This window comes from Devosia sp. SD17-2, from assembly GCF_029201565.1.
Lineage (GTDB): Bacteria > Pseudomonadota > Alphaproteobacteria > Rhizobiales > Devosiaceae > Devosia.
The window spans coordinates 3,184,222-3,209,975 of record NZ_CP104002.1 but is presented as its reverse complement, the minus strand read 5'-3'; the positions used below and the strand labels follow the sequence as shown (position 1 = coordinate 3,209,975).

The window sequence follows — 25,754 nt, the reverse complement described above, 5'->3', positions numbered from 1 at the left end:
CTATTCCCCGTCCGTCACTTCCTTGATCGGCGCGCGACCGGGGGCCATGCCATGGGTGATCAGCCGGTTGCGATGCTGACCGGTAATGTGGATCCAGAGCCAGTTAAGGGTCACAAACACCCGGTTCTTGAGGTCCACCAGGAAGTAGATGTGGGCAAAGCCCCAGATCCACCACGCCAGCCAGCCCTTGAGCTTGGTCCAGCCAAAGTCGATGACCGCCGCCCGCTTGCCGATCGTGGCGAGGTCCCCGGCATGCCGGTAGACGAAGGGCGCGGACATGGTGCCGCCCGCGAGGCGATCGAGAATCGTTTTGGCGGCATGCGTCCCCGCCTGCTTGGCAGCAGGGCCGACGCCGGGCACTGGCTTCCCGTCCGGCGTCTTGACGCTGGCCGTATCGCCGATGACAAAGATGTCGTTATGGCCCGGCACGGTGAGATCGGGATTGACGAGCACCCGACCAGACCGGTCGCTCTCCGCGCCCAGCCATTTGGCGGCTGGTGATGCGGCCACCCCGGCGGCCCAGATAATGGTCTTTGTTTCCTGCCGCTTGTCGCCGTAGCTGACGCCGTCCTCATCGATCTCTTTGACCATCTGGCCGAGCTCGATCTCGACGCCACGACTGCGCAGCGCCTCAAGCGTATATTGGGACAGGGTCGGGTCGAAATTGAGGAGGACGCGATCGGCCCCCTCGATCAGCACAACGCGCACATCGTCCGGACCGATCATGTTGAACTGGCCGCGTACGCTCGCCCGCGCCAGTTCGATGACAGCGCCGGCCATTTCGACGCCGGTGGGGCCCGCGCCGATAATGGCGAAGGTCAAGAGGGCCCGGCGCTTTTCGTCGTCTGGTTCGCGCTCGGCGGCCTCGAAGGCCAGCAGCAGTTTCCGGCGGATAGCGGTGGCATCCTCAAGGGTCTTTAGACCCGGCGCGTGGGCTTCCCAGGCATCATTGCCGAAATAGGCATGCTGGGCGCCGGTCGCGAGGATCAGATAATCATAATGTTGCCGCGTGCCGTCCTCGAAGAGCACCGCTTTTTCATCCTTGTCGACGCCAACGACCGTGGCCATCAGCACGCGGGCATTGTCCTGTTTGCGCAGAATATGGCGGATGGGCCAGGCGATTTCGGACGGGCTGAGCGTGGCGGTGGCCACCTGATAGAGCAGTGGCTGGAAGAGGTGGTGATTGCGCCGGTCGATCAGGATGACGTCGGCGTCGGCACGCGACAGGCTCTGCGCCGCAGCAAGGCCGCCAAACCCGCCACCAATAATGACGATGCGCTTCCGAGGGGTCATGGAGCCTCCAATCTGTCCGGCCAGATTGAGGGCGACCCCAATGGCTTTATGTTAGGGAATTGTCGCGAACACGTGAACGCCACATGGCCGCATAGTCCTCCAGTCCTTCAATGTCCATTGGGGGGACGGCGTGCTGTGTTGTCGCGCCCCCGCTTCCTCCGAACAACAGGCTGGCGCCCATGCTGGTTCCGGTGCTGTCGCCCGAGGCGTAGACCGGCACGTCGCTGAGGCGTCCAAGTGCGGCGCAGAACAGGGTATTTCGGGCGAGGGGGCCCTCGACGACGATCATATTCCCGAGGCCGCAAAGTCCAAGGCATTCCCGTGTCATCAGCGCCAGATAAAGCGATACGGCGGCATTGCGCTGGCCGTCTGAAAGGCTCTGCGGGTCGACGTTCCAACCGCCTTTTGCACCGGAAAATGGTCCTACCCCCGGCACGGTGCCCGGCAGGACATGGACATTTCTGGCAATGATATCAGAGGTATCAGCCGCCGAAGGTGCCACGATTCGGGGCACCAGTAGGTCCCACTCCCGGCCGCCCATGAACCGCGCCGTTGGCACCGGGCGCCCAAACGCGTCGACATTGGCAAGGCTATCCCGCGCCTCGTCGAGCCCATCCGTGCTGCCGCCCACGGTCATGCAGATGGTCCAGGTTCCGGCCGAGACCACGGAGAAGGGCGTGTCCTTTCGCGCCAGATGCGGCACCAGCGAGGCATTGGAATCATGGATGCCGCAGGTCACCGGTGTTTCCGTCGCAAGCCCGGTCCGCGCAGCGATCTCGGGCAATATCGGGCCGAGGATGGACGCCGCAGGGCGCAGCTCGGGAAACAGATGCCGCCAGCCCTGGCGGCTGACCAGGGTGGAAAAATCTCCACTTCCCGGGTTCCAGAGGTCGGTATGACACCCGAGCGACGTCACCTCGCTCGCAGCCACGCCAGTCAGTCGCCACGCCCAATATTGGGGGTAGGTGAGGATGCGCTTCACAGCGGCGAATTCGTCTGGATACGTGGCCGCCTGCCAGAAAATCTGCGCGCCGAGATTGAGCCCATTGGGCAGCGGCGGCGACAGCGTTTCCGCAAAGGGCGGCCGCGCCTCGGTATAATCCTGCCGCGAGGCTTCAAGTCCGTCGAATTCATAATCCAGCACAGGCAGGGCCAGCCCGGTATCAGTCACCAGCGCGGCGGTGGCACCATGCGTGGTGATCGAAATGCCGTCGATCCTATGATCGGCCTGCAGCGTTCCTAAACTGGCAAGAATGAAGTCCCACAGGCCGTCGACATCGGCATGCGGATAAAGCCCGTCCCGGAGCACGTCATTCGGTCGGCTCAGCGCCGCAATCTGTGCGCCGCGTTCTCGATCGATCAGCACCACCTTGGCATTGGTCTTGCCGATGTCGATGACGGCGATATGGCGGGGCAGGGTCTGGCTCATTGCGCTTTTCCTCAGGGCACGTCGCCCCATAGCGGAAAAAGCCCCGACCCGCCACATCTGACATGTTAGTGCCGGGCTATTTGACGATCAGCACCGGTGTTGTCGAATGTGCCAGCACTTCGGCTGCCTGACTGCCCAGCAGCAGCCGGCCGAGACCGCGGCGGCCGTGCGATCCCATGACGATGAGATCGGCGTTGAGGCTCTTGGCCGTGGTGACGATGCCTTCGGCGGCGGGATGACCGGGCAGATAGACGGGGGAGACGGTAATGCCCTCATCCTGTGCGACGCGGCCGGCGTCGGCCAAAATACCCTTGGCGGATTCTTCCTTGGCCTTATCCAGCTCGGCGAGGATGCTGGCGGTATCGACCATCATGATCTCGGCGCCCGGCGCGACGATCACGGAAGGATCGGTAACGGTCAGGACGGACAGTCGGGCATTGAAGGACCGGGCCAGGGAAATTGCGTGGCGCAGCGCCTTGGTGCTGAGCTCCGAGCCGTCGACGGCACAGACGATATGCGTATACATGGGGCGACCTCTCGCTCGGTGTGATGCCGGTACTCTTACATATATGTGAGGGGGCTGACTTTGATCCAGATCACACGCGCCATTGCTCCTTGCAGTTGGAACCGCTATGGCATCGGCAAATGAAAGCCCTTGGAAGTGACGCAACCATGACGCAAGACGCGCCAGGCTCCGTTGTCTCATTGGACACGGCCCGCCGGTTCTCGGTGGCACCGATGATCGACTGGACCGACCGACATTGCCGGAAGCTGCATCGGTTGCTGACCCGCGACGCCCTGTTGTTCACCGAGATGATCACCACCGGCGCCATCATCCATGGCGACGCCGAGAGGCATCTCGCCTTTGGGTCCCATGAGGGGCTGGTCGCCCTGCAGCTGGGAGGATCGGATCCCGGGGATCTGGCCGAGGCTATCCGGATTGCCGAGCCGTTCGGCTATGCCGAATACAATCTCAACGTCGGCTGCCCATCAGACCGGGTGCAATCTGGCAAGTTCGGTGCCTGCCTCATGGCGGAGCCCGACCTTGTGGCTGACGCTGTGCGCGCCATGCGCGACGCCACGGATCGCCCGGTTACGGTCAAGTGCCGCATCGGCATTGACGATCAGGACACCGAGGAAAGCCTCGACCGGTTCGCTGACAAAATGGCTGAAGCGGGCGTCGATGCCCTTTATGTCCATGCCCGCAAGGCGTGGTTGCAGGGGCTGAGCCCCAAGGAAAACCGCACCATTCCGCCGCTCGATTATCCGCGGGTGCACCGCCTGCGCCAGCGCATGGCGCCGCTGCCGATGATGATCAACGGCGGCATTGAGACGATCGAGCAGTGCCTCGAGCATCTCGAACACATGGATGGCGTCATGCTGGGCCGTGCGGCCTACAACACCCCAATGCTGCTCGCCGAAGTCGACGCACGCATCTTTGGCGATGTGCACGATGTGCCTGATCTCGCCGGGATCATGCGGTCGATGGCCAACTATACCGAGATCGAGCTCGGCCGGGGTGCGCGGCTCAACAATATCGCGCGCCATATGCTGGGCCTTGCCAATGGTCGCCCGGGTGCGCGGCTCTTCCGGCAGATCCTCAGCGTAGACGCCTGCCGCCCCAATGCTGGCCCCGAAGTGTTCGAGCGGGCGCTGGCCGCTGTCGAAGAGCGGCCGGAAGCGCTGGCCGTCTGAACCGGCTCGCCGGGAAGCGAGACGCTCAGTTCTCCATCTCGAGAGAATTCTGTGTCACGCTATAGCGCGACAGGGTTTCGAGGAACGTCATGCCGAGAAGGCTCGTCTCGAGCGCCCCGCGCTCGGTGACGAAGGCGATGACGTTCTGCCGGACAATGCCGCCGACCTCGAGGGTGGCGATCCGGGTCCGTGCTGCCATGCCCATGCCATTTGCCGTTGAAACCGGCACTGCAAAGCGCAGATTGTCGACGTCGATACCGGCTGCTGCGGCATCGGCCTGGGTGAGCACCACTGCACTTGCGCCGGTGTCAAAGATCATCGGCGTTTCGTGGCCGTTGATCGTCGCGCTGATTTCAAAATGCCCGCTCAGCCCGCGTCGGAAGGTCGCCGAGCCCCGCTCGCCATCGACAATGGCGACGCCCGGCCGCAGTTCGCCGCTGACCCGGCTGACCACACTGAGCAGATCGTCGCGGTAGGCGTAACCCACTCCCACCGTGGCAAAGATGCCGATCCACAGCAGCAGGGCACCGACGAGTTCGCCCGCCTGTCGCCGTCGCGAAAACAGCCCGCCTGCAATGACGATGAGGATGATCAAAAGCGGGACCAGCTGGGCTGTCTGCGTCTGCGTCAGCCCCACCATCGTGCCCGCATCGGCGCTGATCATGAGCGCGATACCGACTGCGATCAGCAATGCCAGGCCGATAAAGATCATGAATCAAGGTCCTTCGGGGCTCTGTGCCCAGTTCCGATTAAGGGGCTGCCTGCGGCGATTTCAAGGTCAGGCGCTGAAGATCAGGAGCGCGGTCAGCGCTGCCATCTCCCCCAGTGCGCCCGCAGCGCCAATAAGATCGCCCGTCTGCCCGCCCACGAGGCGACGACAAAGCGCCACCCAACCAAGCACAGTCAAGCCGACCGCACCCACGGCAGCCATAACCCCGACGAGGCTCGTGGCCGGTCCGCCGAGAATGAACACCAGCACAAGGGCAAAGCCCGCGCCGATGAAGAAGCGCGACTTCGCCAGCGGTCCTGCAGCCGCTGCCGCGCCATCCGGCCGGGCCGGGGGCAGGGCGGAAGCCATCCAGAGACCACCAGATCGGCCGGCGATATTGGCCGCCAGCCAAAGCCCCGCAGCCGCAAGCGGGTTCACCGTCGCGGCGGCACCGAGGGCAGTGATCCGGAGCGCGAGGAAGAGACACAGCGCCGCCACCCCATAGGTGCCATGGCGGCTATCCTTGAGAATTTCGAGGCGGCGCGCCGGCGTCCAGCCGCCAAACAGCCCGTCGGCGGCGTCGGCAATGGCGTCTTCCATCATCCCGCCACCGACCAGCACCATGGCCGCGCAGGCCAGCGCCGCGGCGAAATAGGGCGGTAGCCCCAGCCAGCTTCCACCGACCAGGAGACTCATGGGGATAATGCCCATGATCGCGGCGGCAAATGGAAGCGCCATGGCGATCCGGCCCATTTCCGGCGTCGCATGGGCGCCAGATCCTGTCGGGAGACGCGAGAAAAAACGCAGCGCCATCAGCAGGTCATCGACGAGACCCACGCCCACGCGCTCCGGTCCGGCGATGCCGTCGCTGTCCCGCTGCGGGCTTGTGTTCCTGTCCTCGGCCTCAGGCGTCAATTGCAATTCGCTCCGTTCTGGGCAACAAGTCCGACCCCTCCCTATCACATCATGCTGGACCTGCCATGCCCGCCCTCAATCCCGCTTTTTCCGATATTGTCGAACTGCTGGTCGCCGTTCCTGAGGGCGATGAGGCTGCCGTCGCAGCAGTGCGGGCGCGCGAAGGCCTTCTGACCAAGCCTGCCGGTTCGCTCGGTCGCCTGGAAGAACTCGTGGAAAATCTCGCGCGCTGGCAGTATCGCTCGTCGCCCCGCCTCGACAATCCGATGGTCACGATCTTTGCCGGCAATCACGGCGTCACCGAACAGGGCGTTTCGCCCTATCCGCGGGAAGTGACCGCCCAGATGGTCGCCAATTTCACCAATGGCGGCGCAGCGATTTCCCAGATCTGCGCCCTGCACGAAATCAACCTGCGCGTCTTCGAACTCGCGCTCGAACTGCCCACCGGCGACATCACTCAGGAGGCAGCACTCGACGACCAGATGTGCGCCGCCACCATCGCCTATGGCATGGAAGCGGTGGCCGGCAAGCCGGACCTCATTGGCCTCGGGGAAATGGGCATCGGCAACACCACGATCGCTGCCGCCATCTATGCAGCGCTCTATGGCGGCACTGGTGCCGATTGGGTCGGTCGCGGCACCGGTGTCGATGATGCCGGTCTTGCGCGCAAGGCTGACGCGGTCGATCGGGCGCTGGCCCTGCACAAGGACGAGCTGACCCATCCGCTGGCGATCCTCGCCCGGGTCGGCGGCCGCGAGATCGCCGCCATGCTTGGCGCGCTGATCGCCGCCCGCCACCAGAAGGCGCCTGTGGTCGTCGACGGCTTTGTCGCCACTGCGGCAGCCGCCATTGCCCACGCGGTCAATCCTGCTGCCATCGACCACTGCATCTTCGCCCATGTGTCGGCCGAATCCGGTCACGCACAGGTGCTGGAGCACCTTGGCAAGCGCCCTCTGCTCGACCTTGGGATGCGCCTGGGCGAGGGCAGTGGCGCAGCCATGGGCATGGTCATGATCAAGACCGCGCTGCACGTGCACAACAATATGTCGACCTTTGCGGACGCCTCGGTCACTGACCGCACCCATTGATGCAAATCGGTGGGGCGGCCCTAGCGGCCGCCCTGCTTGGGCTCGAACCCATTCGGGCCGGGCGCCAGCGCCAAGAGGTCAACGCCCATCTGCTGCTGGAACCGCGCGGCCGAGGCGGCGGCCAGCGTGCGCAGGGTATCCACGTCCTTGCGCGCCACTGCGTCATTAAGCGCGGCGTGCTCGATCAGGAAATTCAGCATATAGCCCTCCGCCATCTGTTGGCGGGCCTGGTCGTTTAACTGCTGGAAATTGGGGTCCTCGGCGAGGGCGAGCCGCAACTGCTGCTGCACCGGCCCATTGTCGACCTTCTGGCCATAGGCGCCATTGGCGGTCACCCAGTTCAGCACCCAATAGGACGTCAGCGCATCGGCCACATTGCCGGTTGTGAGCCCATCGGCTGCCACAAGCTCCTGCCAGATATCCGTGTGGCTCCGATCGGCGAAGCTCTCGGCCAGCTGGTCGCGTGCCTCGATGCCTGCGGACCAGCGGATCTGCTCGAGGAAGCTCCGGCGCAGCCGCACAGAGACCCCTTCGGAGAACCGGTAGGCGCTGTTCTCCGCGCCGGGAAGGGCAGGTGCGCCAGCGGTGGCGGAAGGTCTCTCTTCGGCCATGACTGGCGCCACCATCGGCAGCACCAGAAGGGCGAACAGGATCGGGATGATTTTGGTCGGCTTGCTCACATGGTCCTCCAGCCGCGCTACTCGAACCGCCCAAGCCGGCAAAATTTGGACCGGCGCAGACCTATCCCCGCCTATTATCAGCCTGCTGCAGAATAGATTTCGAGCTTGTTGCGACGCTCGGTCACCGGGGCCAGCGCATCCATCACCCGGGCACGGGGGAAGGTGGCAATCACCTCGGTGCCAAAGCGCAGCTTGGAGAAGAGGTCAAACCGCCCCTGATGCAGGTCCATGATCTTCTGGACGATCGGCAGGCCCAGCCCGGCGCCCTGTTCTGCCGTCTTGTGGGCCAATGACCCCTGACCGAACGAGGACAGCACGGTTTCGATTTCGGTATCGGGAATGCCGGGGCCGTTGTCCTTGACCGAAATCAGCTGACCGCCATCGCCACTTCTGGCCACGACCAGCGTCACCTTGCCGTGCTGCGGCGTGAACTTGATGGCATTGCTCATCAGATTGAGGATCACCTGGCGGATCGCCCGTTCGTCGCCCCAGATCTTTGGCAGATTGTCATTGGTCGAGAACACCAGCTGGATGCCCTTGGCCTTGGCGCGCAGTTCCATCATGCGGCGGCAGTCATCAGCGATATCGACGATGGAAACGGCTTCCTCGTTAAGCTCGTACTTGCCGGCCTCGATGCGGCTGAGGTCGAGCAGCTCGTTGATGAGGTTGAGCAGGTGCTGGCCGCTGGCGTGGATGTCGCCAGCATATTCCTTGTACTGCGGGATGTGATGGGGCCCGAGAAGTTCCGATTTCAGCACTTCGGAGAAACCGATGATGGCGTTGAGCGGCGTGCGCAGCTCGTGGCTCATCGTGGCGAGGAACTGGCTCTTGGCAATATTGGCCTGCTCGGCGTGGCGGCGGGCCTCGTCAGACATGTGCCGCGCCTCCTCGAGTTCGGAGATCAGCGAGTCCTTTTCCGCCTGGTGCGAGATGGTCTCAAGCTCGGCCGAATAGAGCTGGCGCGCGAGGAACAGGAAGAAAATCTCGCCGCAGATCACCACTGCGGCCAGCGTGTAGTTGAGTGTTCCACCCTGGAACAGCAGGTTGATCGACACCGTCGCCGTCACCGGCAGCGTGCTCATCAGCGTTGCCTGCGGCAAGGTGTGCGTGGCCACCGCATTGGCCGCGATGCTCACCAGCACCATGGCGAACATCACCGGCACCACGTCGCTCGAATTGGCGACAAGCGTGGACAAGGCAAGCAGCGAAAGCGTGATGCCGTACAGCGTTTCGGCTGCGATAAAGCTCGTCGTCCACTTGGCGGCGTTGAACTTGGCGGGATCGCTGCGGGCAAAGCGGGTGGAAACCAGCACCACCACCAGCAGGCTGAAAATGACCAGTGCTGCCCAGAATGCCGAGAAAACGATGGGCACCCAGAAGCTTGCGACAATGGCGAGAATGCAGACAATCGCTGCCATGGGCAGCGCCGCGCCGCGACGGGCAGCGGCATAATCATGCATCAGTTCAAAATCGAACTCGGCGCGCGTTCCCGAGCTGCTGGTCAGCCGCTGACGGGCTTCCAGGACAGTCTTTTGGGCGGCGCGTTTTCCGCCGCGCCCCATAAGGGCACGGACGTCCGCGTCAATGGCCGACTGAGACGGCATGAACACTTACTCATTACTAACTCACGCGACTGCACCAGGCCGCCGCTACGCACATGCCTGAACACTATGGGAGCCGTGGTTAATAGGAGGTGAAGTCGGCGCCGCAGGGCAAAGCGCAGTGACGCAAATGGCGAAATCATTGGTTAACGCTGGGTAAGCGCGGGGTGCGAGGTTAAGTGGCGCAATTTTATTGCGCTTGTTACGCTGATATGGCACTAACTTGTGCGTGATGTCGGGGTAAATTACCCTGTTTGGAAAATCTCATTTCGCTGGGGGCGATATGGCGCTCGACAAGATTGATCGAAAAATTCTGACGCTGCTGCAAAAGGATGCCACCATGCCAGTGGCCGAGATCGGTCGCAAAGTGGGGCTGTCGACCACGCCGTGCTGGCGTCGCATCCAGAAGATGGAAGAAGACGGCGTCATTCAGCGTCGCGTCGCCGTGCTTGACCCGGTCAAGGTCAATGTCGGCGTCACCGTCTTTGTTTCGGTCAAAACCAATGAGCACAACGACGCCTGGATGCGCAAATTCGCCGGCGTCATCGACGAATTCCCCGAAGTGGTCGAGTTCTACCGTATGAGCGGCGAGGTTGATTACCTTATGCGCGTGGTCGTGCCCGATATCGGCGCTTACGATGCCTTTTATAAAAAGCTGATCAGCCGGATCAATCTGACGGACGTCAGCTCGGCCTTTGCCATGGGCCAGATCAAATACACTACGGCTCTGCCGCTCGACTTCGCCCTCGTCGTCGACGACGACAAGTAGCGCCACCGATCGGCGACTTCAGCCCCCCGTTACGCTCATGTGGCGCGTGACGGCGGGTTCTGGCCGGCTGCGGTCGAGCAGGAAGTCATGCCCCTTGGGCTTGATCAGCATGGCGTGGTCGAGCGCTGCGTCCAGCGCCTGCCGGCCCCCGTCGCGAAGCGCCTGCCGCAGATCGACCTGATCGTCCTGCCCCAGGCAGAGGAACAACTGCCCCGTCGCCGTCAGGCGCACGCGATTGCAGCTCTCGCAGAAATTATGGCTCATCGGCGTTATGAAGCCGAGGATGCCGCCGGTCTCGGCGACTTGCACATAGCGCGCGGGCCCACCGGTGCGCTTGTCGAGCCGGGTCAGCGTATAGCGCTGTGCCAGATTTTCGTGCAGTTCGCGCAGGGGCAGATAGGTGTCGACCCTGTCGATCCCCACTTCGCCCAGCGGCATGCCCTCGATCAGCGTCAGCCCCATGCCGCGGCCATGCGCCCAGGCCATCATGGTCTCGATTTCGTCGTCATTGACGCCGCGCATCGCCACCATATTGATCTTGAGCGCCACCCCGGCGGCCTGTGCCGCGTCTATGCCGGCCATCACATCGCCGAGCCGACCACGCCGCGTGATCTGGCCGAAACGGGTATCGTCAAGGCTGTCGAGCGACACATTGATCCGCTCCACCCCGGCCGCCTTCAGCGCATCGGCATGTTTTGCCAGCTGGCTGCCATTGGTGGTGAGCGTCAGCTCGTCCAGCCCGCCGCCGACATGGCGGCCGAGGCTTTCGACCAGCGCCATGATATCGCGCCGCACCAGTGGCTCGCCGCCGGTCAGCCGGATCTTGGTGGTGCCGCGGGCGATAAAGGCGGTGGCGATGGTTTCGATCTCCTCGAAACTGAGCACATCGCGCTTGGGCAGGAACACCATGTCCTCGCCCATGCAATAGACGCAGCGAAAATCGCACCGGTCGGTCACCGAAATGCGCAGATAGCTGACGCGTCGACCAAAGCTGTCGATCAGGGGCCGGGCAGGGGAGGAGGGTGCAGTCATGGTGCCAAGTCTAGTGCGCCGGCCATGCGCTGCAAAGCCTGCGACAAACAAAAAGGCCGCCCCAATGGAGCGGCCTCAATTCAAATGCGCGTGCGATCAGTGGTTGACGACGATTGTCGCCCCGACCTTCACGCGTTCGTAGAGATCGGTCACGTCCTCATTGGTGAGGCGGATACAGCCGGACGACACGGCCTGGCCGATGGACCACGGCTCGGAAGTGCCGTGAACGCGGTAGAGGGTCGAGCCGATATAGAGCGCGCGGGCGCCCATCGGATTGTCCGGGCCGCCGGGCATGAAGGCCGGAAGGTCGGGCACGCGCTTGCGCATGGCCGGGGGTGGGGTCCAGCCGGGCCACTCGGCCTTGCGGGTGATGCGATGGGTGCCGCTGAAGGTGAAGCCTTCGCGACCAACGCCGATGCCATAGCGCATCGCCTTGCCGCCCTCGAGCACGAGGTAGAGGCGGCGTTCGCCGGTCTCGACAACGATGGTGCCGGGCCTGTGGCGGGTTTCGTACTCGACAACCTGCTTCTTGACCGGGCTGCCGCGCCGGTTGCGGGTCTGAACTTCAGACTGTTCTTCCCACATGCTGGTATCGAAATTATACACTCTGGCTGCCCAGGTTGGCGTAACCAACCCTACAGACAGCAGGATCGACAGACCCACTGCCATCACTGTCTTGATGAACTTCATGCTTACCCTCGGCCTCTGCAAGAAAGTCGCCATCTGATTCGAAGAGATGACTGAATTGCGTTGCAATACTCTGACCAAGATTAGTGGAAAAGAGTTAACAGACACGTTCTGGCCACATCCGTGGCAGCCGCGTCCTCTGGTGTTGCCGGATGGATACATCCGCGTTCACCAACGCGTGAGCGCTAGCGGAAAGGCGGGCTTGACTCCGTTCTGCCTGCCCTTCATTCACGGCCCAAATTCAAGGGGATTTGGATCGAATGAGCGAAGCACTCAAGCGCGAAGCGGCCGCCATGGCATTGACACAGGTCCGTTCAGGCATGCGCCTTGGCCTCGGAACAGGCTCGACGGCCCGTCATTTCGTCGACCTTCTGGGTGAAAAAGTGGCCCAGGGCTTTGAGGTCCTGTGTGTCCCGACCTCGGAAGCGACCGCGCGTCAGGCCGAAGAGCTGAACATTCCGCTTTCCGATCTCGACGCCCTCGATCGGCTCGACCTGACCGTCGATGGCGCTGACGAGATCGATCCGGCGTTCAATCTGATCAAGGGCGGCGGCGGTGCGCTGCTGCGCGAAAAGATCGTCGCGGAAGCGTCCGATGCGATGATCGTCATCGCCGACGGCAGCAAGATGGTCGATACGCTGGGCAAATTCCCCCTGCCGATCGAGGTCAACCGCTTCGGTCTTGGCGCAACCCGCCATGCCGTGGCCGAGGTTATTGCTGCTCATGGTGCCGAAGGTGGCCTGCGCCTGCGCGGCGAAGATCAGGGTGCTCCCTTCGTGACCGACGGTGGACACCTCATTCTCGACGCTTTTTTTGGCCGCATTTCGAATTCAGAAGCGCTTTCGCGTGACCTTCTGGACATTCCCGGGGTAGTCCAGCATGGACTTTTCCTTAATTTGTGCAGCAAGGCTTATGTGGCGACGCCAGATGGCGTAAAAACACTCGTCAAAGGCAACTGACCGAGCGTGGATCGGCAAAAGATGGGCAATTGGATGACTATGGATTTGATGCGCGGCGCCAAGACAATCATTGCCGCAGTGATGACAGCCGGTTTGATCGGTCTTTCCGTTCCTGCGATCGCACAGGAAGTGCCGCCTGAGCAGCTGGCGCTGGCCCGCAAATATATCGACCTCACCGATCGTGCTTCTGTCTATGAAGTCGCCGTCGTCGAGACCGGCATCGAAACGATGCAGCAGATCGTCACGCAGAATCCCGAGATCCTGCAGCAGACCGACGACGCCATCACCAAGGTCATCCAGGAATATAACGGCCGCAAGGGCGAGCTCCTTGACCAGTTTGCCCGCGTCTATGCCACGCGCTTTTCCATTGAAGAGCTCCAGCAGATCGTGGCCTTCTATGAATCGCCCACCGGCCAGAAGCTGGCTCAGGCCAATTCCGAGCTGAACACCGATCTGCAGCGCGTCATGCAGGTGTTCAACAACAATCTGAAGCGCGAATTCTTCGCCAAGGTCCGCTCCGAACTGCGGGCCAATGGCATCGAGATCTAAGGCTGTTCGCGGCCCCCGGACCCCGCCTTGTGCGGGGTCTTTTTTTATGAGATGCCGACGCCCATATATCGGCAAGTAACGATGAAGGAGCGTGTGCCACGATGACGTATGATTATGATCTTCTGGTCATCGGGGCAGGGTCCGGCGGTGTCCGTGCCGCCCGCATGGCCGCGACTTATGGCGCCAAGGTCGCCGTCATCGAGGAATTTCGCGTCGGCGGCACCTGCGTCATTCGCGGCTGCGTGCCCAAGAAGCTCTATGTCTATGCCTCCCGTTTCCGGGATCAGTTCGAGATTGCCGACAGTTTTGGCTGGCAGGTCGAAGCCAGTTTCGACTGGCCGACTCTTGTCGCCAACAAAGAAAAGGAAATCACCCGGCTCGAGGCTGCCTATACGGCGAACCTTGAAAAGCCCGGCGTCGAGATCATCCGCGACCGCGCCGTGGTCACGGGACCCAATTCACTGCGCCTCTCCGGTTCCGGTCGTGAGCTGACGGCGAAGTACCTGCTGGTGGCCACCGGCGGGCGGGCCTATTTCCCCGATATTCCGGGTGCCGAGCACGGCATCTCCTCCAGCGAAGCCTTCGACCTGCCCAAACTGCCCAAATCCATCCTCATCGAGGGCGGCGGCTATATCGCGGTCGAGTTCGCGACCATCTTTGCCGGCCTCGGCGTCGACACCACCATCGTCTATCGCGGTGACTGCGTCCTGCGTGGCTTCGACGAGGACATGCGCCGTGGGCTCGAGGCTGGCCTCATCACGCGTGGCGTCCGCGTCACATACCAGACCACGATTGCCTCTCTCTCCAAGATGGGCGACGCCATCCATGCGACCTTCAGCGATGGCGTCACCGCGCCTTATGACGCCGTCATGTTCGCCACTGGCCGCGTTGCCAATGTCGAGGGTCTCGGCCTAGAGACGGCCGGCGTTGCCCTCAACGAGGACGGCACCATCGCGGTTGATGCCTATTCGCAGACCTCCGTGCCCTCCATCTATGCGGTGGGGGACGTCACCGGGCGCGCCGCGCTGACCCCGGTTGCCATCCGCGAAGGCTGGTACTTTGCCGAGACCGTGTTCAACAACAATCCCCTGGCCGTCGATCACTCGCTGATCCCGACCGCGGTCTTTGCGGAGCCCGAGATTGGCGTTGTCGGCCTCACCGAGGCAGAAGCGGCAACCCATGGTGATGTCGACGTCTATCTCGCGCGATTCCGGCCGATGCAGAACACGCTCTCCACCAAGTCCGAGCGCATGATCTTCAAACTGATCACCGAAAAGGATGGTGGCAAGGTGCTCGGCGTCCATATCCTGGGGCCTGGTGCCGCCGAGATGATCCAGCTCGTCGCCGTTGCCATGGGCATGAACGCCACCAAGGCCGATCTTGATCGGACCATTGCCCTTCATCCCTCGGCTGCCGAAGAACTCGTGACTTTCAAGGCCCCGAGCTACATCTACCGGGACTGCCAGAAAATCGGCGGTTGATCCTTTGCCCTTGGCAGGGCGGCACCAGCTTGGTAGACCGCCCGGAAGCGCCAATGCACCTGTGTGAGTGAGACAGAACATGACGACGTGGACCCCCAGCAGCTGGCGCGAGAAGCCTGTTCATCAGGTTCCGGCCTATCCCGATCCTGCGGCTCTCGTCGAAGCCGAGCGTCAGCTTACGTCCTTCCCGCCGCTGGTCTTTGCCGGCGAGGCCCGCGATCTCAAGGCTCGTCTTGCCGCGGTGGCGCGGGGAGAAGCCTTCCTGCTGCAGGGCGGCGACTGCGCCGAAAGCTTCGCCGAGCATGGCGCTGATCACATCCGCGACTTCTTCCGCGTCTTCCTCCAGATGGCGGTTGTCCTCACCCATGGCGCTGCCAAGCCCGTGGTCAAGGTCGGCCGCGTCGCCGGCCAGTTCGCCAAGCCGCGTTCGGCCGATACCGAAACCATCGACGGCGTAGAGCTGCCGAGCTATCGCGGCGACATCATCAACGCCATCGAGTTCACCGAAGGCGCCCGCGTCCCCGATCCGGACCGCATGCTGCAGGCCTATCGCCAGTCGGCGGCAACGCTCAATCTGCTGCGCGCCTTCTCCATGGGTGGCTATGCCGAGCTGACGCGCATCCACGAATGGACCATGGGCTTCATGAAGGGCTCGAACTGGAACGTCCGCTTCGAAGAAGTGGCGCGCAAGATCGACGACGCCATCACCTTCATGTCGGCCCTCGGCATCAATCCGGAAAATACCCCGGCACTCAAGCAGACCAGTTTCTTCACCAGCCACGAGGCCCTGCTCCTCGGCTATGAAGAGGCGCTGACCCGCCGCGACAGCATCACCAACGACTGGTACGCCACCTCCGGCCACATGCTGTGGATCGGTGATCGGACTCGCCAGCCGGACGCCGGCCACGTCGAATATTTCGCCGGCATCAATAATCCCATCGGCATCAAGTGTGGTCCCAGCCTCACCAATGATGATCTGCTGCGTCTGCTCGACCGGCTCAATCCTACTGACGAAGCCGGCCGCATCACGCTGATCTCGCGCTTTGGTGCCGACAAGGTGCAGGAGCACCTGCCGCGCCTCGTCGAGACCGTCCAGCGCGCTGGCCGCACTGTCGTCTGGTGCTGCGATCCGATGCATGGCAACACCATCAAGGCCTCCACCGGCTTCAAGACGCGCCCGTTTGACCGCGTGCTGGGCGAAGTGAAGAACTTCTTCCAGGTGCACCGCGAGATGGGCACCTATGCCGGCGGCGTTCACATCGAGATGACCGGCGACGACGTCACCGAATGCGTCGGTGGTCTCTCCGCCGTCACCGAGGCGACGCTCTCGGATCGCTACAACACCTATTGCGACCCGCGCCTCAATGCCAGCCAGGCGCTCGAGCTGGCCTTCCTTGTCGCCGAGGAAGTGCACGCCCAAAAGCCTGTGCAGCAGCGACTTGCCGGTGAATAGGCGCATAATCGCCTGAACCGAAGATCGGGCCGTGCGTTGTGAAATCTGCGCGCGGCCTTTTTCTGCCGACTTGCCCCACCGATCGCTCTTGCTGTGAGTAGTTGATGCCCAAGTCCCTGTTTCCAAATGCCTCGGCTGAACGCCGCGACGAGCTGGAGCGCGACCCGACAGTCAAACTGCTCAATGAGTTTGATTGGGGGAATAGCTCTGTCGGCGCGATTCCCGATTGGCCGGAAAGCCTCAAGGGCGCTGTGCGGCTCGTAATGGTGGCCTCGACGCCCATGGTCATGATGGTGGGGCGGGACGGGCTGCTGATCTACAACGACGCCTATGCCCACTTCGCAGGCCAGCGCCACCCCGCCATCTTCGGCATGCCGGCGGTCGACGCCTGGCCCGAGATCGCCGAGTTCAACCGCAACAACATCGAACGCGGCCTGCGCGGCGAGTCCTACGCCCTGCGCGACCAGGAACTCGTGCTGAACCGCTATGGGCAGCTGGAATCGGGCTGGATGGATCTGCACTACAGCCCCATCGTCGACGATGACGGCACATCCATGGGCACGCTTTGCGTCGTCCACGAAACCACTGATCGTGTCCTTGCCAAGAAGGCCCTCGACCGCAGTGAGGAGCGGATGTCGCTGGCCCTCGCAGGCTCCGCCCTGGTCGGGACATGGGATTGGAACGTCCTCGACAATGTGGTGACCTCCGACGACCAGTTCGCAGCCATGTACAACATCGATCCGCAACTGGCCGGTCTCGGTGCGCCGATCGAGCAATATATGCTGGCCATCGACCACGAGGATTTGGCCCGGGTGGGCGCTGAGCTGCAGCGCGCACTCGATGAGCGCTCCGATTATCGCATCGAGTATCGCGTCGTCGCCAATGACGGCACGCGGCGCTGGCTGATGGCTTCGGGGCGGCCAAGGGTGGATGCGGAGGGCAGGGTCTATCGCTTCCCGGGTGTTGCGATTGACGTGACCCACCAGCGGCAGGCGGCCGAAGAACTCTCCCGCAGCGAGCTGCGGTTCCGCACGCTTGCCGACGCCATGCCGCAGATGGTCTGGACCACGCGCGCCGACGGCCATTGTGACTATTATAATGCGCGCTGGTTCGAGCAGACCGGGATCGCCCTCGATGAGGCCGATTTCGAGACCTGGGCCAGCATGTATCACCCCGATGATCGGGAGCGGGCGATGCAGGCGTGGGACCGCGCCCTCAAGACGGGCGAGCCCTACGAGATCGAATACCGCATTCGCCATCGCAACGGCGAATATCGTTGGGCGCTGGGGCGCAGCCTGCCGATCCGCGACGAGCAGGGCGAGATCATCCGCTGGATTGGTACCTGCACCGATATCCACGAAACCAAGCTGCTCGCCCAGGAGCGCGAGCTCGTCGCCCAGGAACTCAGTCACCGGATCAAGAATATCTTTGCCGTCCTCAACGGCATTATCGGCCTGTCAGCGCGTGGCCGCCCGGAGGTGAAAGCCTTCGCCGACGAATTGCGCCAGCGCATCTATGCGCTTGGTGAGGCCCATGACTTCGTGCGGCCGCAAAGCCATGCCCGCGCGCAGATGAGCGGCGAAGTGGTCATGTCCGCGCTGATCGACCGCTTGATGGTTCCCTATGAGATCGATGGCCGGAAACGCGTGGTGTTCGCCGGCGACGACATTGAGGTTGATGACGCGGCAGCGACGCCTCTGGCGCTATTGTTCCACGAACTGGGCACCAATTCGGCCAAATATGGAGCCTTCCATCAGGCAACCGGTCTCGTCCGCATTACCGGCACGCTCAATGGCGAAATCTATAACCTCGAGTGGCATGAAGAGAACGGCCCCGCGGTGACCGAGCCGGAAGTACTGCGAGGCTTCGGTACGCGCCTCGTGCAGATCGCTGTCGAAGGGCAATTGCGTGGGGCGATCAGCCGGGAATGGCGACCCGACGGGCTGGTAATGTCGTTTGATTTTCCGCTCGATTCCCTGCGCCACTCGAACCGGTTGCGCCCGCGGGCATCCCGCTAGCTCAGTTCGAGGTGAGGGTATTGGAGTTGCCCAAACCCCAGTCGAACAGTTTCAGCTGGCGCGGGGGGCGGGCCTCCGCCGTTCTGCGACGCTGAATGGCGTAGTCGATCACTTCGCGCAGATCAGATTCCGCGACAGGCTTTGAGAGGACACCCACCGTGCCGGGCACGCCGTCGCCCAGTTGCGCGGGATTGGCGGTGAGGAAGACGACCGTCACGCCATGCGTCTGTGCGAGGATCTTGCCGATGTCCTGGCCGGTCGGCCCGTCACGCAGGTTGAGATCGACCAGCGCAATCTCGGTCTGCGACGCAAGTCTCAACGCAGTGCGCTGGTCGCCGGCGATACCGACAGACTCATGACCCATCTCGGCGATGATTTCCTCGATCTCCGAGGCGACGATGTACTCGTCTTCTACGATTAGGACTCGACTAGACATAGGCGAAGGCTTTGGTTCTTTTCATTGACGTATCTGGGGCAACTCCGTAGCGCAGCTAGAGTTGCGTCCCGGCGGCGAATTGACGCGATTTTCTCGATGATAATGCGCCCATGAGATTACCAAATCACCAATCTACCCTTTGTGGCGCTTAGGGGAACATTAACCCTAATCGTTCAACTATTGCAAAGAAATCGGGCAAGTATGAATGCGCCGGAGGGTCAGATGAAATTGGTCGCGAAATCCACGGTAGCAATTTGTACACTCGCAATGGGCGGTCACGCTCTGGCTGCGGACTATTCCTCCCTGCGCCCGTCTTATCCTGACCAGTGGGAAACCAGCGAAGACAATCCGCTGCGGTTCGATATGGGCGTGCGCTACTGGTATTCCCTGGGCCGCCAGGAGCACTCGATCGGCGCCTTTTCCGAAACAATGGATACCAAGACCCATTCCGGCGAAGCCTTCGTGCGCATCGACGACCTGTCGACCCGCTCCTATCTCGAGGCGACGGGCGGCTATGGCATTGCCCATGAGGGTACCTATGCCACCAATGGCGGCGCCAGTGCCACGCTGCCGGCCGCGCGCCTTGGCTACGTGGGAGCCGACTTCGGCTGGCTGCCCCTCGGCACGGACGAGGCCAGCTTCGGTTTTGTGACCGGCTATCAGTACACCAATGACTCGCCCGACACCGGCCGGGCCAATTTCACCACCGCCAAAACCTCGGCGGATATCAATTGGTCGGACTCAGCCGGGATATGGAATGTCGGCGCGGATAGCGAAATCAACAATTTCGATGTCCACGCCCTCAAGGTCGGCATCGCGGGCAAGCTCGACTTCGACGCTTTCGACATCACCGGCGAAGCTGCCGTCACCCCATACGCGTGGGTCAATGGCACCTATGGTGCAGCGCAGATGCGCCCCGGTGAGCTATTCAGCGGCGTCTCGGACACGGCTACTGTTTTTCAGGGGTCCCCGGTCTCCATCAATGGGCACGCCTACGGGGCCTCCGGCAAGCTCATGTTGGGCTTTCATCCGACTGAAAACCTTACGATCCGCTTCGGCGGTAGGGCGTCCTACCTACAGGGCCAATATGACGCCACTTGGGACGAGGCGACCGTCGTCGCTCCAACGACAAATCAGCCCTCAACTAATCCGAACACGGGCGTCGTCACACCCGCGAATCCTCTTTTTTCTCCGCCGGCCCTCAACCAGCAGGCGTACATCCACAACAACAATCCCTTCTCCATGGTGCGCTACGGCGCGCTCTTCGAACTCGCCGGACGCTTCTAGCTGTCCGCCTGTCTCGCGACGCTTGCCCTCAACCGGCCCAACGGCTAAGTCTTGCGCGCGACCGGCTATGGCCGGTTGCTATCCGCAATAGTTAGGCCAGTACCGCCGTGACCGACCAGCTTCGAATTGCGCTCGCCCAGCTCAATCCCAAGGTGGGGGACCTCACCGGCAACCTCGCTCTGGCCCGTCAGGCGCTCGCCGATGCGACTGCCGCCAAGGCGGATATTCTGCTGCTCTCTGAGCTTTTCCTCACCGGCTACTTCCCGGATGACCTGCTGTTCAAGCCGCAGTTCGTGGCCGACGCGATCGCTGCCGCACACGCCCTTGTCGCCGAAACCGCTGGCACGGATGTCACCCTGATCCTGCCCACCATCTGGCGGGAGGGCGACGACCTCTACAATGCCGTGGTCGTGGCCGAAGCCGGCGAGATCACCGCCACGCGCTTCAAGCGCGAACTGCCCAATAGCGACGTCTTCTACGAAAAGCGCTACTTCAAGCCCGGTCCGCTGCCATTCCCGGTGACTATCCGGGGCGTCTCTGTCGGCATCCCCATCTGCGAGGACATCTGGCATTCCTGGGTCTGCGAGCACCTCATGCGCGAGGGCGCGGAAATCCTGCTCTGCCCCAATGGTTCGCCCTATTGGACCAACAAGCAGCATGGCCGCAAAAATCTCGTGCGCGCCCGTGTCGCCGAAGATGACGTGCCCTTGCTCTATCTCAACCAGGTCGGCGGACAGGACGAACTCGTCTATGACGGCGCCTCCTTTGCCATGGAGCCGGGCGACCGTCTCGTGCTGCAGGGCAAATCCTTCGAGCCCGACTTTATCCTCTCTGACTGGACCCGCGGTGAGAACGGCTGGATCTCCACCAACGGCGTCGTCAACGAACTGACCTCTGTCGAGGAAGCACCCTGGCGCGCCGCCGTTCTCGGTCTGCGCGACTACGTGCACAAGAACGGTTTTTCCGAGGTCGTTCTGGGCCTCTCCGGCGGCATCGACAGCGCTGTCGTCGCGGCAATGGCGGTGGATGCCTTGGGACCCGAAAAGGTCCACTGCATCATGCTGCCCTATCGCTATACCTCCGAGGCCAGCATCAAGGATGCGCGCGACTGCGCCGAGCTTCTGGGCGTGCGGTATGACGTTGTCTCCATCGGCAATCCCGTGGATCAGGCGCTGGCCGAACTCGCCCCGATCTTTGGCGATCGTCCTTCCGATCTGGCCGAGGAAAACATCCAGTCGCGCATGCGCGGCACCATCCTCATGGCCGTCAGCAACAAGCTGGGGTCCATGCTGCTCACCACCGGCAACAAGTCGGAAATGGGCGTTGGCTACGCCACCATCTATGGCGACATGAACGGCGGCTACAATCCGCTCAAGGACATGTTCAAGATGCAGGTCTATGCGCTGGCCGACTGGCGCAACAAGCATCTGCCTGGCGACTGCCGCGGCCCCGCGGGCATGGTCATCCCGCAGTCGATCATCGACAAAGCGCCCAGCGCCGAACTGCGCCCCGACCAGAAGGATCAGGACAGCCTGCCGCCCTATCCGGTGCTGGACGATATCCTCACCTGCATGGTGGAGGAGGAGATGGCCCTCGGCGACATCGTCGCGCGCGGCCATGATCCGGCTTTGGTCAAGCGCATCGAGCGCCTCGTCAATATTGCAGAATACAAGCGCCGCCAGTCCGCGCCTGGGCCAAAACTGTCGCCCAGGGCATTCGGGCTCGGTCGCAGATACCCGATTACCAATGGCTATAAGGATTTGACCGTCGGATGACAGTCGTACGCTGGGCTCCGTCCCCTACCGGTCGCATTCATCTTGGCAATGCGCGGCCGGCGCTGCTGAACTGGTTCTTCGCTCGCCGCAATGGCGGCCGCTACATCCTGCGCATGGATGACACGGACCACGCGCGCTCCACCCGCGAATTTGCCGATGGCATCGAGGAAGATCTTGCCTGGCTCGGCGTCGTGCCGGATCTGCTCGTGCGCCAGTCCGAGCGCACCGATCTCTATGACGCCGCCCGCGACAAGCTGATCGCTTCCGGCCGCCTCTATCCCTGCTACGAAACCGAGGAAGAACTCGACCGCAAGCGCGCCCGTGCCCGCCTTCTCGGCAAGCCGCCGATCTATGATCGCGCCGCGCTGGCTCTCACCGACGAAGACCGCGCCCGCCTCGAAGCCGAGGGGCGAAAACCCCATTGGCGCTTCAAGCTCGACGGTCGTCCCGTACATTTCAACGACCTCATCAAGGGCACGCAGACGGTCAACACCGCCTCCATGTCCGACCCGGTGCTGATCCGCGCCGATGGCAGCTATCTCTATACCCTGCCATCCGTGGTCGATGACATCGACCTCGGTGTCACCCATGTCATTCGCGGCGAAGACCACGTCTCCAACACGGGCACGCAGATCGAGATCATCGAGGCGCTCGGCGGCGCAATCCCCCAGTTCGCCCACCACAATTTGCTGACGGACGCGCAGGGGCAGGGCTTTTCCAAGCGCCTGGGCTCCCAGTCCATCGCCGACTTCCGCAATGACGGTTATGAGCCGCTCGCCATTGCCGTCATGGCGACCCTGACCGGCACCAGCCTGCCGATCGAACCCTATGCCGGGCTCGAGGACATCGCGTCCCGGCTTGAGCTGTCGATGATCTCCCATGGCTCCGCCCGTTTCGATCCCGCCGAGCTCGACGGGCTCAACGCGCGCCTCGTCCATGCTCTGTCTTACGCCGAAGCCGCGCCGCGCCTTTCCACCCTCGGGCTGGAAGGGGAGGCGATGTGGATGCTGCTGCGCGAAAATCTCGTGCGTTTCGGCGATATCGCTGAATGGTCCAAACTGGTCACCGGACCGGTCGAGCCCGTCGTCGCCCCGGAAGATCACGACTTCCTGGCGCTGGCCAAGGCGCTGCTGCCGCCCGATCCCTGGGATGCGACAACCTGGAGCCAGTGGACGGACGCGCTCAAGACCTCGACCGGCCGCAAGGGCAAGGCTCTGTTCATGCCGCTGCGTCTGGCGCTGACCGGCCGCTCGGATGGGCCGGAGCTTAAGAGCCTGCTCGTCCTGCTTGGGCGTACGGAGTGTCTGGCCCGACTACCCTGACGGTCTTGTCGCCGAAGTGAACAATACGCAGTTCGCTTTCGGCTGATGCCGTGCTGGCTGAGGGCTGCACGGCGATCTCACCCGGTCCCGCCGGACGACGGCGGGGCAGGGGCACATCCACCAGCGCAACCGTGCTCACCGCTGCCGCTTCGACGGCGGCGACGGTCACCGGCACTACCCCACGCGGATCGCGCAGGGGCAGGGGAAAACTCACCCCGGCAATATCGATCATCGCGCGACTGCTGCCGTCCTCGCTGTCGGCCATGGTCACCGTGCCGTCGGACTTGGGCGCGACGCGGCAGCTGGCGGCGCTGTCGAACTTGTTGCGATAGGCAAAGGCATTGGGCAGCGACGTATAGGGCGATCCCGCCATATTGCGCATCTGCTCCGGCTCCTGGCCGGGATTGTCATAGTAATAGAGCTCCACCGGCGTGTTCGGACACATCGCTTGGCATTGCTGGGCGTCGCTGCCGATATAGTCGCTCACAGTGGAATAGCTGATCGGCCAGAAATAGCCGTCGCTGAGGCGGACACAGACGGTGCGGACCGTCGAATACCCCTGATAGCCCCAATAGTCCCCGCCATCCACGAAATCGCCATTGGTGAAATCACCTTCCGACGTGGTGCCGAAAATGCGGTCGAAGATCGACTGGCGGTCCTGGTTGAACGTCGCGCTCGAGCCGGCATTGCAGCCGAAGCGGGCCATTTCCTGGAGAATCGCCTCGCGCTGCTGCGCCACGGCGCCGGCCGTTTCGACCGACTGGGCGACCTGGGCATACTGGTCGCGCAGGCGCAGCACCGAGCGGCCGACTTCCTGGCACTGCGGCGTCAGCGTGCGGCCGGCCTTGGCATCGTCATTACAGCCCTGGCGGATATACTGGCTCTCGGCATTCTGCACCTGCCGCGCAAGCTCCCGCACCGCCTGCGAATTATTCTGCAGCTGGCGGAAATCGCCGTTGCGGTCGAACTGGCGCAAGGCGCTTTCGAGCTGCCGGCATTGTGCAGCCTGAGCATAAGCGCTCGTCACATCCATGCTGAACATGGCCATTGCCAAAACAAGAAGCGCGAGAGCGCGAAAGCCGGTAGAGCTGAAATTCACTGTTTGGTCCTGTTCGCCCGCCGCAACTTCTGGCCTTGTGCCGCCTTAAGACATCGCTAGGGCAGATGGCAACATTATAGCGACCACGTTGCACGGCGATATCGCCCCAGTGCAACACTATTCCGGGAGATGTGCCCCTTATGAAACTCGCAACGTTGCGCTCCGCGCGGCCCGATGGCCAGCTCGTGGTCGTCTCACAGGATGGAACGCGCTTCGTTTCCGCCGGCCGCATCGCGCCACATCTACAGGCCGCGCTTGATGATTGGGACAATGCCGCACCCGCCTTGTCGGCGCTGGCGGCACAGCTGGACAATGGCGCGATCGCCGGGCAGCCCTTCGACAAGGCCGCCGCTCTTGCTCCTCTGCCACGTGCCTATCAGTGGATCGATGGCTCTGGCTACATGGGGCACCTGGAACGCGTGCGCTCACTCAAGGGCAGCCGCGACGAGGAACTGCAATCCGTCCGCCCAATGCTCTATCAGGGCGGCTCGGACACCATGCTCGCGCCCACAGATCCCATTCCCGCGCCGGCCGAGGATCTTGCCCTCGATTTCGAAGCCGAAGTCGCCATCATCATCGGCCCGGTTTCCATGCGCCCAAGCCGCGCCGAGGCCGAGGCCGCCATCCGCCTCGTGACCATCTGCAACGATGTGTCCCTCCGCCGCCTCGTGGCCGACGATCTGCAGAATGGCTTTGGCTTCTTTCACGCCAAGCCCTCTACCGCCTTTGCGCCCTTCGCCATCACCCCGTCAGGGCTGGGCGACAATTGGAGCAACAACCGCCTCCACCTGCCGCTGCGCGTCGAAGTCAATGGCACACTCTATGGCCAGCCCAATGCCGGCATTGAGGTGCATTTCGATTTCATCGATCTCATCGTGGAGGCCGCCCGCACGCGGCGCCTCTCTGCGGGCACCATCATCGGGTCGGGCACCATCGCCAATCGCCACGACGAAACCCTGCCGATCAAGGAAAACGGCATCGGCTTTGCCTGTATCGCCGAAGCCCGTACCGCCGAAAAAGCCAAGTTCGGCGCCGCACGCACACCCTTCCTCAAGGCCGGAGATCGCCTGCGCATCGCAGCCATCGGCAAGGACGGGCAGTCGGTGTTCGGCGACATGGACAACCCCATCCGCGCCGCTGAATAGCGGCTCGCGGGAGCGATAACATTCCCGTGTAGCCGTTGGGCGTTTACCGCCAACGTGTAAACCTCAATTCAGAGCCTGTTGATGGGAGGGCGTCGTCCGCCATCGAGGCAAAAGCATCATCCCCCCAAGGGTGATATTCGCCTCCAAAGCGATATGGGCGGCCTTCGGGCCGCCCTCTTTTCGTTTTGCGCTTGATTTCTCGGTCGTGGGCGGTCACTCTCCGCCCCATGAAGACCCTTGTCGTTCAGATTACCGACTGCACCATTATTATCTGCTAACTGGAAATGTTGGCGGAGCGGTCTTCTTCATCCCGATAGGTTTTTAAGGATAGA

Annotated in this window: 23 protein-coding genes; 12 read left to right on the top strand and 11 right to left on the bottom strand. The window is 62.7% G+C overall.

All coding sequences use genetic code 11. From position 1 onward, the window contains the following. The 3 genes from NYQ88_RS15750 to NYQ88_RS15740 all read right to left on the bottom strand — a co-directional run bounded on the left by NYQ88_RS15750 (position 1) and on the right by NYQ88_RS15740 (position 3,248). On the bottom strand, positions 1-1,293 hold the full coding sequence (locus NYQ88_RS15750; protein WP_275652059.1) for an NAD(P)/FAD-dependent oxidoreductase: 1,293 nt from the start codon (positions 1,291-1,293) through the stop codon (positions 1-3). A gap of 46 nt (positions 1,294-1,339) precedes the next feature. Further along, a complete protein-coding gene (locus NYQ88_RS15745) occupies positions 1,340-2,722 on the bottom strand; it encodes an FGGY-family carbohydrate kinase (RefSeq protein ID WP_275652058.1) in 1,383 nt (460 codons plus the stop codon). A 76-nt stretch (positions 2,723-2,798) separates the two neighbouring features. Then, positions 2,799-3,248: a universal stress protein gene (locus NYQ88_RS15740; RefSeq protein ID WP_275652057.1), complete on the bottom strand. Its 450-nt coding sequence runs from the start codon at positions 3,246-3,248 to the stop codon at positions 2,799-2,801. Positions 3,249-3,394: 146 nt separating this feature from the next. Between NYQ88_RS15740 and dusA the strand changes: the two genes are divergently transcribed. Next, positions 3,395-4,417 (top strand): tRNA dihydrouridine(20/20a) synthase DusA, encoded by a 1,023-nt coding sequence (gene dusA, locus NYQ88_RS15735; RefSeq protein ID WP_275652056.1) that lies wholly within the window; start codon positions 3,395-3,397, stop codon positions 4,415-4,417. Between the two features lie 25 nt (positions 4,418-4,442). Here the strand turns inward: dusA and NYQ88_RS15730 are convergent, their stop codons facing one another. Both NYQ88_RS15730 and NYQ88_RS15725 read right to left on the bottom strand, forming a co-directional pair. After that, the gene (locus NYQ88_RS15730) at positions 4,443-5,129 is read right to left on the bottom strand and encodes a TIGR02281 family clan AA aspartic protease (protein ID WP_275652055.1); all 687 of its coding nucleotides are present in this window, start codon (positions 5,127-5,129) and stop codon (positions 4,443-4,445) included. Between the two features lie 66 nt (positions 5,130-5,195). Continuing rightward, entirely contained in the window at positions 5,196-6,047 is an 852-nt protein-coding gene (locus NYQ88_RS15725) for an adenosylcobinamide-GDP ribazoletransferase (protein WP_275652054.1), read from the bottom strand. 59 nt (positions 6,048-6,106) lie between these two features. On the opposite strand from NYQ88_RS15725, the gene cobT reads away from it, so the two are divergent. Further along, the gene (gene cobT / locus NYQ88_RS15720) at positions 6,107-7,129 is read left to right on the top strand and encodes a nicotinate-nucleotide--dimethylbenzimidazole phosphoribosyltransferase (protein WP_275652053.1); all 1,023 of its coding nucleotides are present in this window, start codon (positions 6,107-6,109) and stop codon (positions 7,127-7,129) included. A 20-nt stretch (positions 7,130-7,149) separates the two neighbouring features. Here the strand turns inward: cobT and NYQ88_RS15715 are convergent, their stop codons facing one another. Together NYQ88_RS15715 and NYQ88_RS15710 are read right to left on the bottom strand one after the other, a co-directional pair. Then, a complete protein-coding gene (locus NYQ88_RS15715; RefSeq protein ID WP_275652052.1) occupies positions 7,150-7,809 on the bottom strand; it encodes a DUF6683 family protein in 660 nt (219 codons plus the stop codon). Between the two features lie 77 nt (positions 7,810-7,886). Beyond that, complete coding sequence (locus tag NYQ88_RS15710) at positions 7,887-9,413, bottom strand: HAMP domain-containing sensor histidine kinase (RefSeq protein WP_275652051.1); 1,527 nt, start codon at positions 9,411-9,413, stop codon at positions 7,887-7,889. A 280-nt stretch (positions 9,414-9,693) separates the two neighbouring features. On the opposite strand from NYQ88_RS15710, the gene NYQ88_RS15705 reads away from it, so the two are divergent. Continuing rightward, on the top strand, positions 9,694-10,179 hold the full coding sequence (locus NYQ88_RS15705) for an Lrp/AsnC family transcriptional regulator (RefSeq protein WP_275652050.1): 486 nt from the start codon (positions 9,694-9,696) through the stop codon (positions 10,177-10,179). An 18-nt stretch (positions 10,180-10,197) separates the two neighbouring features. On the opposite strand, the gene moaA is transcribed toward NYQ88_RS15705, so the two are convergent. Further along, positions 10,198-11,211 (bottom strand): GTP 3',8-cyclase MoaA, encoded by a 1,014-nt coding sequence (gene moaA / locus NYQ88_RS15700; RefSeq protein WP_275652049.1) that lies wholly within the window; start codon positions 11,209-11,211, stop codon positions 10,198-10,200. Positions 11,212-11,307: 96 nt separating this feature from the next. Further along, positions 11,308-11,901, bottom strand: coding sequence for a L,D-transpeptidase (locus NYQ88_RS15695; protein WP_345774594.1), 594 nt, complete (start codon positions 11,899-11,901; stop codon positions 11,308-11,310). A 248-nt stretch (positions 11,902-12,149) separates the two neighbouring features. On the opposite strand from NYQ88_RS15695, the gene rpiA reads away from it, so the two are divergent. The 5 genes from rpiA to NYQ88_RS15670 all read left to right on the top strand — a co-directional run bounded on the left by rpiA (position 12,150) and on the right by NYQ88_RS15670 (position 18,358). Continuing rightward, positions 12,150-12,857, top strand: a complete 708-nt coding sequence (gene rpiA / locus NYQ88_RS15690; protein WP_275652048.1) for a ribose-5-phosphate isomerase RpiA — start codon at positions 12,150-12,152, stop codon at positions 12,855-12,857. A 33-nt stretch (positions 12,858-12,890) separates the two neighbouring features. Continuing rightward, positions 12,891-13,406 carry a DUF2059 domain-containing protein gene (locus tag NYQ88_RS15685; RefSeq protein WP_275652047.1) on the top strand — a complete coding sequence of 172 codons (516 nt, stop codon included), beginning with the start codon at positions 12,891-12,893 and terminating at the stop codon, positions 13,404-13,406. A gap of 101 nt (positions 13,407-13,507) precedes the next feature. Beyond that, positions 13,508-14,887, top strand: a complete 1,380-nt coding sequence (gor, locus tag NYQ88_RS15680) for a glutathione-disulfide reductase (protein WP_275652046.1) — start codon at positions 13,508-13,510, stop codon at positions 14,885-14,887. Positions 14,888-14,966: 79 nt separating this feature from the next. Continuing rightward, complete coding sequence (locus tag NYQ88_RS15675) at positions 14,967-16,340, top strand: 3-deoxy-7-phosphoheptulonate synthase class II (RefSeq protein ID WP_275652045.1); 1,374 nt, start codon at positions 14,967-14,969, stop codon at positions 16,338-16,340. Positions 16,341-16,444: 104 nt separating this feature from the next. After that, the gene (locus NYQ88_RS15670) at positions 16,445-18,358 is read left to right on the top strand and encodes a PAS domain-containing protein (RefSeq protein ID WP_275652044.1); all 1,914 of its coding nucleotides are present in this window, start codon (positions 16,445-16,447) and stop codon (positions 18,356-18,358) included. Position 18,359: 1 nt separating this feature from the next. On the opposite strand, the gene NYQ88_RS15665 is transcribed toward NYQ88_RS15670, so the two are convergent. Then, a complete protein-coding gene (locus tag NYQ88_RS15665; RefSeq protein WP_275652043.1) occupies positions 18,360-18,794 on the bottom strand; it encodes a response regulator in 435 nt (144 codons plus the stop codon). A 222-nt stretch (positions 18,795-19,016) separates the two neighbouring features. Here NYQ88_RS15665 and NYQ88_RS15660 point away from each other — a divergent pair, with 222 nt between their 5' ends. From NYQ88_RS15660 to gltX, 3 genes are all read left to right on the top strand, one after another. Further along, positions 19,017-20,081 carry a hypothetical protein gene (locus NYQ88_RS15660; protein WP_275652042.1) on the top strand — a complete coding sequence of 355 codons (1,065 nt, stop codon included), beginning with the start codon at positions 19,017-19,019 and terminating at the stop codon, positions 20,079-20,081. Positions 20,082-20,188: 107 nt separating this feature from the next. Further along, positions 20,189-21,856, top strand: coding sequence for an NAD+ synthase (locus NYQ88_RS15655; RefSeq protein WP_275652041.1), 1,668 nt, complete (start codon positions 20,189-20,191; stop codon positions 21,854-21,856). Next, positions 21,853-23,178, top strand: a complete 1,326-nt coding sequence (gene gltX, locus NYQ88_RS15650) for a glutamate--tRNA ligase (protein ID WP_275652040.1) — start codon at positions 21,853-21,855, stop codon at positions 23,176-23,178. Before NYQ88_RS15655 ends, gltX begins: the two co-directional genes overlap by 4 nt. Here gltX and NYQ88_RS15645 read toward each other — a convergent pair. Then, entirely contained in the window at positions 23,123-24,277 is a 1,155-nt protein-coding gene (locus NYQ88_RS15645; protein WP_275652039.1) for a DUF2865 domain-containing protein, read from the bottom strand. The genes gltX and NYQ88_RS15645 overlap by 56 nt on opposite strands. 140 nt (positions 24,278-24,417) lie before the next feature. Between NYQ88_RS15645 and NYQ88_RS15640 the strand changes: the two genes are divergently transcribed. Next, positions 24,418-25,422, top strand: coding sequence for a fumarylacetoacetate hydrolase family protein (locus tag NYQ88_RS15640; RefSeq protein ID WP_275652038.1), 1,005 nt, complete (start codon positions 24,418-24,420; stop codon positions 25,420-25,422). Positions 25,423-25,754: the final 332 nt, after the last annotated feature.

Coding starts and splice junctions, on each gene's coding strand:
- NYQ88_RS15750 (WP_275652059.1), bottom strand. CDS start 1,293: ATGACCCCTCGGAAGCGCATCGTCATTATTGGTGGCGGGTTTGGCGGC.
- NYQ88_RS15745 (WP_275652058.1), bottom strand. CDS start 2,722: ATGAGCCAGACCCTGCCCCGCCATATCGCCGTCATCGACATCGGCAAG.
- NYQ88_RS15740 (WP_275652057.1), bottom strand. CDS start 3,248: ATGTATACGCATATCGTCTGTGCCGTCGACGGCTCGGAGCTCAGCACC.
- dusA (WP_275652056.1), top strand. CDS start 3,395: ATGACGCAAGACGCGCCAGGCTCCGTTGTCTCATTGGACACGGCCCGC.
- NYQ88_RS15730 (WP_275652055.1), bottom strand. CDS start 5,129: ATGATCTTTATCGGCCTGGCATTGCTGATCGCAGTCGGTATCGCGCTC.
- cobT (WP_275652053.1), top strand. CDS start 6,107: ATGCCCGCCCTCAATCCCGCTTTTTCCGATATTGTCGAACTGCTGGTC.
- NYQ88_RS15710 (WP_275652051.1), bottom strand. CDS start 9,413: ATGCCGTCTCAGTCGGCCATTGACGCGGACGTCCGTGCCCTTATGGGG.
- NYQ88_RS15705 (WP_275652050.1), top strand. CDS start 9,694: ATGGCGCTCGACAAGATTGATCGAAAAATTCTGACGCTGCTGCAAAAG.
- moaA (WP_275652049.1), bottom strand. CDS start 11,211: ATGACTGCACCCTCCTCCCCTGCCCGGCCCCTGATCGACAGCTTTGGT.
- NYQ88_RS15695 (WP_345774594.1), bottom strand. CDS start 11,901: ATGAAGTTCATCAAGACAGTGATGGCAGTGGGTCTGTCGATCCTGCTG.
- NYQ88_RS15685 (WP_275652047.1), top strand. CDS start 12,891: ATGACTATGGATTTGATGCGCGGCGCCAAGACAATCATTGCCGCAGTG.
- gor (WP_275652046.1), top strand. CDS start 13,508: ATGACGTATGATTATGATCTTCTGGTCATCGGGGCAGGGTCCGGCGGT.
- NYQ88_RS15675 (WP_275652045.1), top strand. CDS start 14,967: ATGACGACGTGGACCCCCAGCAGCTGGCGCGAGAAGCCTGTTCATCAG.
- NYQ88_RS15670 (WP_275652044.1), top strand. CDS start 16,445: ATGCCCAAGTCCCTGTTTCCAAATGCCTCGGCTGAACGCCGCGACGAG.
- NYQ88_RS15665 (WP_275652043.1), bottom strand. CDS start 18,794: ATGTCTAGTCGAGTCCTAATCGTAGAAGACGAGTACATCGTCGCCTCG.
- NYQ88_RS15660 (WP_275652042.1), top strand. CDS start 19,017: ATGAAATTGGTCGCGAAATCCACGGTAGCAATTTGTACACTCGCAATG.
- gltX (WP_275652040.1), top strand. CDS start 21,853: ATGACAGTCGTACGCTGGGCTCCGTCCCCTACCGGTCGCATTCATCTT.
- NYQ88_RS15640 (WP_275652038.1), top strand. CDS start 24,418: ATGAAACTCGCAACGTTGCGCTCCGCGCGGCCCGATGGCCAGCTCGTG.